13 protein-coding genes and 1 tRNA gene are annotated in these 10,695 nt (G+C 64.2%); 6 read left to right on the top strand and 8 right to left on the bottom strand.

The window, feature by feature from the left end; all coding sequences use genetic code 11:
* Nucleotides 1–260 precede the first annotated feature (260 nt).
* The 6 genes from pcaC to AWB66_RS21210 are packed head-to-tail and all read right to left on the bottom strand — an operon-like array spanning nt 261 to nt 5,424.
* The gene (gene pcaC, locus AWB66_RS21235) at nt 261–656 is read right to left on the bottom strand and encodes a 4-carboxymuconolactone decarboxylase (protein ID WP_087632153.1); all 396 of its coding nucleotides are present in this window, start codon (nt 654–656) and stop codon (nt 261–263) included.
* Complete coding sequence (gene pcaD, locus AWB66_RS21230; protein WP_087632152.1) at nt 653–1,447, bottom strand: 3-oxoadipate enol-lactonase; 795 nt, start codon at nt 1,445–1,447, stop codon at nt 653–655. Before pcaD ends, pcaC begins: the two co-directional genes overlap by 4 nt.
* A 22-nt stretch (nt 1,448–1,469) precedes the next feature.
* Entirely contained in the window at nt 1,470–2,828 is a 1,359-nt protein-coding gene (locus AWB66_RS21225; protein WP_087632151.1) for a 3-carboxy-cis,cis-muconate cycloisomerase, read from the bottom strand.
* 4 nt (nt 2,829–2,832) lie between these two features.
* Nucleotides 2,833–4,035, bottom strand: coding sequence for a 3-oxoadipyl-CoA thiolase (gene pcaF, locus AWB66_RS21220; RefSeq protein WP_087632150.1), 1,203 nt, complete (start codon nt 4,033–4,035; stop codon nt 2,833–2,835).
* Nucleotides 4,036–4,058: 23 nt separating this feature from the next.
* On the bottom strand, nt 4,059–4,715 hold the full coding sequence (locus tag AWB66_RS21215) for a 3-oxoacid CoA-transferase subunit B (RefSeq protein WP_087632149.1): 657 nt from the start codon (nt 4,713–4,715) through the stop codon (nt 4,059–4,061).
* Between the two features lie 16 nt (nt 4,716–4,731).
* Nucleotides 4,732–5,424, bottom strand: a complete 693-nt coding sequence (locus AWB66_RS21210; RefSeq protein ID WP_087632148.1) for a 3-oxoacid CoA-transferase subunit A — start codon at nt 5,422–5,424, stop codon at nt 4,732–4,734.
* Between the two features lie 217 nt (nt 5,425–5,641).
* Between AWB66_RS21210 and AWB66_RS21205 the strand changes: the two genes are divergently transcribed.
* The 6 genes from AWB66_RS21205 (at nt 5,642) to AWB66_RS21180 (ending at nt 9,721) form a co-directional block, all read left to right on the top strand.
* Complete coding sequence (locus AWB66_RS21205) at nt 5,642–6,457, top strand: IclR family transcriptional regulator (protein WP_087632147.1); 816 nt, start codon at nt 5,642–5,644, stop codon at nt 6,455–6,457.
* An 84-nt stretch (nt 6,458–6,541) separates the two neighbouring features.
* On the top strand, nt 6,542–7,465 hold the full coding sequence (locus AWB66_RS21200; protein ID WP_087632146.1) for a LysR family transcriptional regulator: 924 nt from the start codon (nt 6,542–6,544) through the stop codon (nt 7,463–7,465).
* A gap of 59 nt (nt 7,466–7,524) precedes the next feature.
* Nucleotides 7,525–8,403, top strand: coding sequence for a LysR family transcriptional regulator (locus tag AWB66_RS21195; RefSeq protein ID WP_087632145.1), 879 nt, complete (start codon nt 7,525–7,527; stop codon nt 8,401–8,403).
* Between the two features lie 170 nt (nt 8,404–8,573).
* Entirely contained in the window at nt 8,574–8,951 is a 378-nt protein-coding gene (locus tag AWB66_RS21190) for a hypothetical protein (protein WP_087632144.1), read from the top strand.
* Between the two features lie 111 nt (nt 8,952–9,062).
* Nucleotides 9,063–9,139: transfer RNA gene (locus AWB66_RS21185), tRNA-Pro, on the top strand.
* A gap of 192 nt (nt 9,140–9,331) precedes the next feature.
* Nucleotides 9,332–9,721 (top strand): hypothetical protein, encoded by a 390-nt coding sequence (locus tag AWB66_RS21180; protein ID WP_087632143.1) that lies wholly within the window; start codon nt 9,332–9,334, stop codon nt 9,719–9,721.
* Nucleotides 9,722–9,822: 101 nt separating this feature from the next.
* Here AWB66_RS21180 and AWB66_RS21175 read toward each other — a convergent pair whose 3' ends face one another.
* Both AWB66_RS21175 and AWB66_RS21170 read right to left on the bottom strand, forming a co-directional pair.
* Nucleotides 9,823–10,203, bottom strand: a complete 381-nt coding sequence (locus AWB66_RS21175; RefSeq protein WP_087632142.1) for a MerR family transcriptional regulator — start codon at nt 10,201–10,203, stop codon at nt 9,823–9,825.
* 70 nt (nt 10,204–10,273) lie between these two features.
* Complete coding sequence (locus AWB66_RS21170; protein ID WP_087632141.1) at nt 10,274–10,684, bottom strand: integration host factor subunit alpha; 411 nt, start codon at nt 10,682–10,684, stop codon at nt 10,274–10,276.
* Nucleotides 10,685–10,695: the final 11 nt, after the last annotated feature.

Here is a 10,695-nt window from a genome sequence, read left to right as displayed (position 1 = left end):
CAACGCATCCGCAACGGTTATCTCTGGCTCGCGAAAAAAATCGCTCACACACGATCAATTTTCACAATCAAGTTAAATTTGAACTATACGAAAAGTCTTAAAGCCGCACCACGCCGTCCATTCGGACGATGCATGCCTCGAATTCTTATCCTGATCGGGATAGTTCGTTTGGCGACCCGGGCCGTACAAACGAAAAAAAGCCGTTCCGGTTTAACCCGGAACGGCTTTCGTCCAACCCGCGCAACAGCGCTACACCTGACTCACCCCGGCGGCAACGCCTTGTCATCCTCGTCGAAAATCTTCTGCGCCAGATGAAACGCCGAGTTCGCCGCAGGAACGCCGCAATAAATCGCGGTCTGCATCAGGATTTCCTTGATCTCGTCGCGCGAGACGCCGTTGTTCTTCGCCGCCCGCAAATGCAGCGCGAGTTCCTCGCTACGATTGAGCGCCACCATCATCGCGATGGTCACGAGGCTGCGCGTGTGGCGCGGCAAGCCGGGACGCGTCCAGATCTCGCCCCACGCATAGCGCGTGATGAGGTTTTGGAACTCGGTCGTGAGATCGGTGCGATTGGCGAGCGACCGGTCCACGTGCGCGTCGCCGAGCACCGCGCGGCGCACGCTCAAGCCCGCGTCGTAACGTTCGTCTTCGGTCATCGTTGTTCTCCCAGGAACTCCAGCACGTGGCGGGTGTATTCCGCCGATTTTTCGATGTTCGACAGATGCGCCGCGTCGAGTTCGACGTAGCGCGCCCCTTCTATATAGCCGGCAAGTTCGCGGCCCTGCGCGGCCGGCGTCGACATGTCGTGCGTGCCGGCGATCACCAGTACCGGCGCCTTGATCGTCTTCGCCTCGTCGCGCAGGTCGGCATCGCGGATCGCTTCGCAATTCGACGCGTAGCCGTCCCCCGAGGTATGGCGGAACACGTCGCGGATCGGCGCGAGCACGAGCGGCTCGCGCTCGATGAAACCCGCCGTGAACCAGCGCGGAATGACCGCGTCCGTCAGCCCGATCATGCCGCCGACTTCGCGCGCCTTCGCCGCCCGCGGCGTCCAGACGGCATCCGAGCCGATCAGCGCGGCGGTGTTCGACAGCACCACGCGCTCGAAACGCTCCGGATGGCGCGCGGCGAGCCCGACGCCGGTCAGCCCGCCCATCGACAGGCCGCAGTAGTGCGCGCGCTTGATGTGCAGCGCGTCCATGAGGCCGATCACGTCGCCGACGAGCTGGTCGATCGTGTAAGGGCCCTGCGGCGAATCGGAGTGGCCGTGGCCGCGCGTGTCGTAACGCAGCACGCGATAGTGCTTCGCGAACGCCTCGGCTTGCGGCGCCCACATCGACATGTCGCTGCCGAGCGAGTTGGACAGCACGAGCCACGGGGCGGTCTCGCCCGCGTCGGCGTCGACGCGATAGTAAAGCTGGATACCGTTGACGGCGGCGTGAGGCATTTTGCGTTTCGCTCCTGGGTTTTCACGCGTTGGCGTGATGCAGCTCGAGCGCGGCGTCGATGAACGCCTGCGCACAGCCGGCGTAATTCGCCGGGTCGAGCAACTGTTTCAACTGATCGGTCGAGAGATGCTGCATGACGGTGGCGTCCGCGCCCAGCACGTCGAAGAGCGTGCGGCCGCTCGCGACCGCCTCCTTCGACGCGCGCTCGACCAGCTTATGCGCATCGAGCCGGCCGATCCGGTCGCCGAGCGCAAGCATCACCGCTTCGCCGAGCACGAGGCCGCGCGTCGCGTCGAGATTCGCCGCGAGCCGCCCGGTGTTCACTTCGATGTCCGCGACGATGGTCTTCATGTGCGCGAGCGCCCCGCCCGCCAAGCGCGCGAGTTCTGGCAGCGCTTCCCACTCGGCCTGCCAGCCGCCGAGCGCGCGCTCGTGCTCCTGCAGCATGCCCGCGAAAACCGTCGCGACGAGCCCCGGCGCGCGCGTCGCGGCGGTCAGAACCGCCGCGCAGCCGACCGGATTGCGTTTGTGCGGCATCGTCGACGAACCGCCCTTGCCCGCGGCCGCCGGTTCAGCGAGTTCGCCGACTTCAGTCTGCATGGACAGCGAAATATCGCGCGCCATCTTGCCGAGCGTGCCGATCAGCATGCCGAAGCACGAAGCGGTTTCCGCGATGCGGTCGCGCTCGGTATGCCACGGCAGCGCGGGCAACGCGAGCGAGAGTTCGTCGGCGAGCGTCTGGGCGACGCCTTGCGCCTTGTCGCGCAGGCTCGCGAGCGTGCCCGCCGCGCCGCCGAACTGCAGCGCGAGCGCGCGCGAGCGCAGCATCGCAAGGCGCTCGCGGTGACGCGTCAGCGCGTCGAGCCATTGCGCGAACTTGAGGCCGAGCGTGATCGGCAGCGCCTGCTGAAGCCAGGTCCGGCCCATCATCGGCGTCGTGCGGTATTTCCTCGCCTGATCGGCGAGCGCCGCGCACAGGTCGCGCAGGTCGGCATCGACGAGATCGAGCGCCGCGCGCAACTGGAGCACCGTGCCGGTGTCGATGATGTCCTGGCTCGTCGCGCCCCAGTGGACGTATTTGGCCGCTTCGGCGTCCGCGTTCTTCACGACCGCCGTCAAGAGCTTGACGAGCGGAATCGCCAGATTGCCGCCCGCCGCCGCGCCCGTCATGAGCGCGCGCGCGTCGATCGCGTCCGCGCGGCACGCGGCTTCGATCGCCCCGACCGCGCTCGACGGAATCACGCCATGCGCCGCCGACGCGCGCGCGAGCGCGGCTTCGACGTCGAGCATCGCCTGGACGGTCGCGTGCGGCGACCAGACCGCGTTCATCGCGTCGGTGCCGCAGATGAGGTCGGTCAGCCGCCCGGTCGCTGCCAACATGGGCTCAGACACGTTCGATCGCAATCGCGATGCCCTGCCCCACGCCGATGCACATCGTGCAAAGCGCGAAGCGGCCGCCGGTGCGCTGAAGCTGGTAGCTCGCGGTCGTGACGAGGCGCGCGCCGCTCATGCCGAGCGGATGACCCAAGGCGATGGCGCCACCGTTCGGATTGACACGGGGATCGTCGTCCGCGACGCCGAGCATGCGCAGCACCGCGAGGCCCTGCGACGCGAACGCTTCGTTCAGCTCGATCACGTCGAACTGGTCGATGGTCATGTTCAGGCGCTTGAGCAGCTTTTGCGTCGCCGGCGCCGGGCCGACGCCCATCACGCGCGGCGCGACGCCCGCCGTCGCGAGGCCGAGAATGCGTGCGCGCGGCACGAGGCCGAAGCGCTTCGCGCTGTCTTCGTCGGCGATGATGAGCGCGGCCGCGCCGTCGTTCACGCCCGACGCGTTGCCCGCCGTCACGCTGCCGTCCGGGCGCACGACGCCCTTTAACTTTCCGAGCGCTTCGAGACTCGTCTCACGCGGATGCTCGTCCTTTGAGACGACAATCGGATCGCCCTTCTTCTGCGCGATCGTCACCGCGACGATTTCCTGCGCGAGCGTGCCGTCCTTCTGCGCGCGCGCCGCCTTCTGCTGGCTGCGCACGGCGAACGCGTCCTGATCGGCGCGGCTCACCTTATAGTCATCCGCGACGTTTTCCGCCGTTTCCGGCATCGAATCGACGCCGTATTGTTTCTTCATCAACGGATTGACGAAGCGCCAGCCGATGGTCGTATCGTAGATGTCGGCCTGACGCGAGAAGGCGCTCGTCGCCTTGCCCTGCACGAACGGCGCGCGGCTCATGCTCTCCACACCACCCGCGATCAGGAAACTCGCTTCGCCCGACTTGATCGCGCGCGCCGCGATGCCGATCGCGTCCATGCCCGAGCCGCACAGGCGGTTCACCGTCGTGCCCGCGATGCCTTCGGGCAAACCAGCGAGCAGCGTCGACATGCGCGCGACGTTGCGATTGTCCTCGCCCGCCTGGTTCGCGCAGCCGTAGATCACTTCCTCGACCGCGTTCCAGTCGACGTCCTTGTTGCGCTCCATCAGCGCGCGCAGGGGCACGGCGCCGAGGTCGTCGGCACGCACCGACGAGAGCGCGCCCGCATAGCGGCCGATCGGGGTACGAATCGCGTCACACAAAAATGCTTCTTTCATCAATGTCTCCGGGAATATTCGGCTTATGCGGTTTCGGTCAGCGGCGCGTATTGCAGCGGCACCTTGGCGAGTTCCTGAAGCTCCTCGAACGAGAGCCCATCGACGATCTCGCGCACGACGAAGCCTTCCGGCGTCACGTCGAACACGGCGAGATCCGTGTACACGCGATCGACGCAGTCCACCCCCGTCACCGGATACGAGCACTCGGCAACGAGCTTGCTCTCGCCCTGCTTGGTCAGCAATTCCATCATCACGTAGACCTGCTTGGCGCCGATCGCGAGATCCATCGCGCCGCCGACCGCCGGAATCGCGTCGGGCGCGCCGGTGTGCCAGTTCGCGAGATCGCCCTTCGCCGACACCTGGAACGCGCCGAGCACGCAGAAATCGAGATGGCCGCCGCGCATCATCGCGAACGAATCGGCGTGGTGGAAAAAGGCGCCGCCTGTCAGCAGCGTGACGTGCTGCTTGCCCGCGTTGATGAGCTCGTCGTCTTCCTCGCCCTTGGCCGGCGCCGGGCCCATGCCGAGCAGGCCGTTTTCGCTGTGCAGGAAGATTTCGCGGTCCGCCGCGAGGTGATTGGCGACGAGCGTCGGCACGCCGATGCCGAGGTTCACGTAGGCGCCTTCGGGAATATCGGCGGCGACGCGTTTCGCCATTTCGTCACGAGTCAGTTTTTTCATGGCTGTTCCTTTTTGCTTAGGCCGCGAGTTCGGCTTGATGGACGGCTTGCGGCACTTCCACGACGCGCTGCACGAAAATGCCCGGCGTGACGATGTTTTCCGGATCGAGTGCACCGAGTTCGACGACCTGCGACACCTGCACGATCGCCGTTTTCGCCGCGCTCGCCATGATCGGCCCGAAGTTGCGCGCAGTTTTACGATAGACCAGATTGCCCCAGCGGTCGCCCTTATATGCCTTCACGAGCGCGAAATCGGCGTGCAGCGGCGCTTCGAGCACATACTGCCTGCCGTCGATCAGACGTGTTTCCTTCCCCTCCGCGAGCTTCGTGCCGAAGCCGGTCGGCGTGAAGAAGCCGCCGATGCCCGCGCCCGCCGCGCGGATGCGTTCCGCGAGATTACCCTGCGGCACGAGTTCGAGTTCGATTTCGCCCGCGCGGTAGAGCGCGTCGAAGACCTGCGAGTCGGTCTGGCGCGGAAACGAACAGATGATCTTGCGCACGCGCTTCGCCTTGAGCAGCGCGGCGAGGCCCGTTTCGCCATTGCCGGCGTTGTTGTTGACGATCGTCAGTTCGCGCGCGCCCTGCTCGATCAGCGCGTCGATCAGTTCCGACGGCATGCCCGCCGTACCGAAACCGCCAATCATGATGGTCGCTCCGTCGTGCACATCCGCCACCGCCGACGCGAGCGAATCGAAAATCTTGTTGATCATGCCGTTCTTCTCCTGCGAGTGGCCCGGCGGCCTTCTTACGCGTTCGACGCGCTCACGATGTGCCGGACCGGACTCGGGGTTAACCTGCTGGTTCAAAACGCTTGCTTCGAATTGTTCGGCATGCGAACATGGATTCGATTAGCGAACAACGCGATGTTATTCCTGCGTTCGTTGTCGTGTCAACGAACTACGGGTTTTTACCGACGGACCTTTCCCCATGAACGACGATCCAGCGCAAGTTCTCTCCAGTGACGAGCCGGACACAGCGAAGCCCGGCGATTCGTATGTCCAGTCGTTCGCGCGCGGACTCGCTGTGATCCGCTCGTTCGACGCGAGCCGCCCCGCGCAGACGCTGACCGAAGTGGCCGCCGCCGCGGGCCTCACGCGTGCGGGCGCGCGCCGCATCCTGCTGACGCTGCAGGCGCTAGGCTACGTCGAGGCTGACGGGCGGCGCTTTCAGCTTACGCCGAAGATCCTGGACCTGGGTTTCGCCTATCTCACGTCGATGCCGTTCTGGAATCTCGCCGAGCCGGTGATGGAGGAACTCGTCGAACGGGTGCACGAGAGCTGCTCGGCCGCCGTGCTGAACGGCACGGACATCGTCTACGTGCTGCGCGTGCCGACTCACAAGATCATCACGCAGAACCTTTCGATCGGCAGCCGCCTGCCGGCGTTCTGCACGTCGATGGGCCGCGTGCTGCTCGCCGCGCTCGACGACACGCAACTCGACGCCGTGCTCGACGCGAGCGAGCTCGTCGCCCGCACGCCGCGCACACTCACCGACCACGCCGCGCTCGCCGAAGCGATCCGCGCCGTGCGCCGTCAGGGCTGGGCGATCGTCGATCAGGAACTAGAGGAAGGGCTGATCTCGATGTCGGCGCCGATCCGCGACCGGCAGGGGCGCGTGATCGCGGCGCTCAATATCAGCGGGAATGCGCAGCGAAAGAGCGCGAAGCAGATGGTGAAGGCGTTTCTCGAACCGCTGCAGGACGCGGCGCAACGCGTCTCGGAGATGGTCGCGCGGCGCGGATAGGCACAAGCGCCACTATTCGAAAAGACGAAAGAGGCACTACCCTTTATCTCGCCCGCCGATAACCGTGCCGAAAATGCCCGCCGCATGAACGACCTCGATCTGAACCTCATCCCGTATCTCGTCGCGATCGAGGAGACGCGCAACGTCAGCCGCGCCGCCGAACGGCTCGGCGTGAGCCAGCCGCGCGTGAGCACGGCGCTCGGCCGGTTGCGCGACTATTTCAACGACCCGCTGTTCGTGCGGACTTCGCGCGGCATGGAACCCACGCCCCGCGCGCTCTCGCTCGTGCCCGCCGCGCGCGAGGCGCTCGACCGCATCGAACGCGGCCTGCTCGACACCCAGCATTTCGACCCGGCCGCAACGACCGACACGTTTTCGATCGCCCTGTCCGACGTCGGCGAAATCGTGTTCCTGCCGCGTCTTCTGCAAGCGCTCGCCGTCGAGGCGCCGCATGCGAACCTGCGCTCGGTATCGCTCGCGCACGGCGAAGTCGAACGCGGGCTGGAAGCCGGCGACATCGATCTCGCGGTCGGCTATTTTCCGGATCTCGGCGGCAACAACTTCTTTCAGCAACGGCTTTTCTCGCACCGCTTCATCTGCCTGATGCGGCGCGATCATCCGTTTGCGCGCGGGCCGCTCACGCTCGAACAGTTCATCGCATGCGGACACGCCGTCGTGCGCGCCGAAGGACGCAGCCAGGAAATCCTTGAGAATTTTCTCGACAAACAACGCATTCGACGACGCGCAGTGCTCGAAACGCCGCACTTCATGAGTTTGCCCTTCATTCTTTCGCGCACGGATCTGATCGCGACCGTGCCGCACGCGATCGGCTTCGCCTATGTCGCCGAGCATGCGTCGATCACGCTCGCCGAGCCGCCGCTCTCCCTGCCGCACTTCGATCTCCGGCAGCACTGGCATCGCAAGTTCCACAACGACGCGCGCACGATGTGGCTGCGTGGCGTCGTCGCGTCCCTTTTCAACGATGCGCTGGATGAATGGCCGAAGTGACGGCGCGCCGCGCCGGCCCGGCTAGAATGATGTTTTGTTTCCTGCCGGGAAATGATCGGATGGATGCGCTGACCAGCTTGCGGGTGTTCCGGGAAGTCGTCGAAGCGGGAAGTTTCGTGAAGGCCGCCGAACGCCTCGACATCTCGACCGCGATGACGAGCAAGCATGTGGCGAATCTCGAACGTCAGCTCGGCGTGCGCCTGCTCAACCGCACGACGCGCCATCTGAGCCTGACCGAAGCCGGCGCCGTCTACTTCGAGCAGTGCAGCGAGGCGCTCGACATCCTAGAGGCGGCCGAAGCGGCTGTCGGCGCGCAGACGGCGCATCCGCAGGGCGTGCTGAAGGTGACGGCGCCCGGCTGGTTCGCGACGCGCAAGTTCGCCGATCTTCTCGTTGCCTACCGGGAACGTTATCCCGAGGTGCTGATCGACCTTCGCCTGGAAAACCGTTTCGTCGATCTCGTCGAGGAAGGCTACGACCTGGCGCTCCGTGCGACGTCCGAGCCGTCGCCTTCGCTGATCGTGCGGCCGCTGTGCAGGGTGCCGTTCATCCTCACGGGCGAGCCGGCGTATCTCGAACGGCACGGCACGCCGCGCCGCCCTGACGATCTGGACCGGCATCGCATGATCCTGCCGACCTACACCAATATCGAGACGGTCGAACTGAGCGGGCCCGACGGCACGTTCACCGTGAAAAATCAGGCGGTGTTCAAGACCAACGATACGTCGATGTCGCTTCAACTCGTGCGCGCCGGGCTCGGACTCGCGTATTTCCCGGAGTGGATCGTGGCGCCGGAACTCGCGGCGGGCAATCTCGTGCGCGTGCTGCCGGACTATGCCGCGTTCGCGCCTTCGGTGTACGCGGTCTATACGAGCCGCAAGTACATGACGACGAAAGTGCGCACGTTCATCGATTTTCTGTCTGAGTCTCTGACCTGACTGGAAGGCGCTGCCGGCGAAACACTTGGTCAATTAGGATAACTCGTATTCAAGCGCATCGGCCGCCGTGTGATGATCCCGCCCGATTTTGGTCCCATTGCCCAGCGTTTTCGAACGCCGGGCTGAGCGACGAACGAGCCTTCTCACTTCCTTTTTCGATCGGATCCGCGATGAACTTCCCGTGGTTTCAACTGTTCCTCAACTTCATGCTGCTCGGGGCGGCCGTGTTCATCTGCAACACGATCAATGCGAGCCTGCGCGAGGCGCGGTGGAACGGCGCGCTGATCTTCGTCGGCTTTTGCCTGCTCGCCATGGTGCTCGACTTCGTCCTCATGCACGTGTTCGCCTCGGCGACTTCGGCGGAGCGGACAAGCTATGCGAACCTCGCGTCGATGTCGGCCTGGGCGGAACGTGTCGTCGCGTATGTGATTCCTTGTGCCGTGGGTATCGTGCTCGCGGTTCGCTTCCGGCAGCGCTGGCGTAGCCGCGGCCGGCAGCCGGTGATCATCAAGACGTCGGAGTACTCGCAGTCGGAGCTGTCGGTTTGAGGATGCCGCGGTTGCACGGCCGGGCGGTGTGAGTGGAATTGTGAAGCATCGTCGGCGAAGCCTTTCCAAGGGTTCTCAATACGAAACCCGTCTGATATACTTTCGCTCTTTCGGGGCGTAGCGCAGCCTGGTAGCGTACCTGCATGGGGTGCAGGTGGTCGGAGGTTCAAATCCTCTCGCCCCGACCAAGGAAATCAAGGACTTAGCCTTCACGGGCTAGGTCCTTTTTCTTTTCTGCTGCAATGTCGTTCATCGGCACGCAACACCCGAGATTCATGCCGAGCCGTCGTGAAGCGCATCGCCGCATCGTGATGCTTGCGCCATCCTCCATCTGCCGCGCAGAGTGCGGTAGACTTCCGGCGACATTTTTCAGGATCAATATGAGAACCATTGCTTCGCGCGTGATGCTCGCCGGCCTCGCGTGTGTTCTTGCCGCATGCACGACGGGCTACCGGAACGGCCAGCAGTGCAAGCAGAAGATGATCGCCACCTACCCGACCGCCGACGTCCCGTTGTCCGTCGAAGCGACGAAGATCGCGCATCGCGGATCGCGTGTCGTGGTCGAGGGCAGCTACAAGAGCGTGTCGCGCACGCTCGTGACGACGCAGATCAAGGGCGGCCAGACGGACACCGTCAAAGTGGCGACGATCAACGTTCCCGCGGCGGTCGAATGCACGTTCCAGGAAGAGACGATGACGAGTTTCAGATGGCTCACGCCGCTGAAATTTGCATGGGTCTACGAACCCGTCGCCGAGACCGAGCACGAGTAGTATCGCAAGGCTTGGGGCGCGTCCCTGCCGATCGTCGAGGCTTCAAAAACAAAAACGCCGCGACTCTCGTCGCGGCGCCTCCATTCGATCCGACTGCAGTCTCAACCGCCCAGCAGATCGATCACTTGCAGAATTTCCTTCCTCAACTGCTCCACATCCACCGCAACCTGCGCAGGCGCATTTGCGCTGACCTCGGCTTCATCGTCCTCATCGCCGTTCACGCGGCCATGCGAATCGAGGCGGTTACGCGCCCCGTTGATCGTGAAGCCCTGTTCGTAAAGCAGTTCGCGGATACGCCGGATCAGCAGCACCTCATGATGCTGATAATACCGACGATTCCCGCGCCGTTTGACCGGCCGCAACTGCGTGAACTCCTGCTCCCAATAGCGCAGCACATGCGGTTTCACGCCGCATAGTTCGCTGACTTCACCGATCGTGAAGTAGCGCTTGGCCGGGATCGGAGGCAAGACGACTTTTTCCATCGTCGATCAACCTTCGTAGGTGGATATCGCAGAGGCGCTGGCGAACAGGCATGCAGCGCGGTTTCGTCCGTCAGCGGCCGAAGCTGGTTTCCGCGCCGGTCTCGACCAGCGCCTTCAACTTCTGGCTCGCGTGAAACGTAACGACGCGACGGGCGGCGATCGGAATGGCTTCGCCTGTCTTCGGATTGCGTCCCGGCCGCTGCGGTTTGTCGCGCAACTGGAAGTTGCCGAAGCCGGACAGCTTGACGCTGTCGCCGCTTTCGAGCGCGTCGCGAATGACTTCGAAGAAGGCTTCGACCATGTCTTTCGCTTCGCGCTTGTTGAGTCCGACGTGGTCGAACAGCATCTCGGCCAGTTCGGCTTTCGTGAGCGTCGGCGTCTCACTGGACGCCGCGCCGTTCGAAGTCGGGATATCTCGGATCATGGCGCTGCGTTGCGCCGAAAGAAGGGCTTCGAAATCACTCGAGTTCATTTGGTTCATATCATAAAAAT

Origin of the sequence: Caballeronia telluris, from assembly GCF_001544495.1 — a bacterium.
Classification (GTDB): Bacteria; Pseudomonadota; Gammaproteobacteria; order Burkholderiales; family Burkholderiaceae; genus Caballeronia; species Caballeronia telluris.
This window is presented reverse-complemented; position numbering and strand designations above follow the sequence as displayed.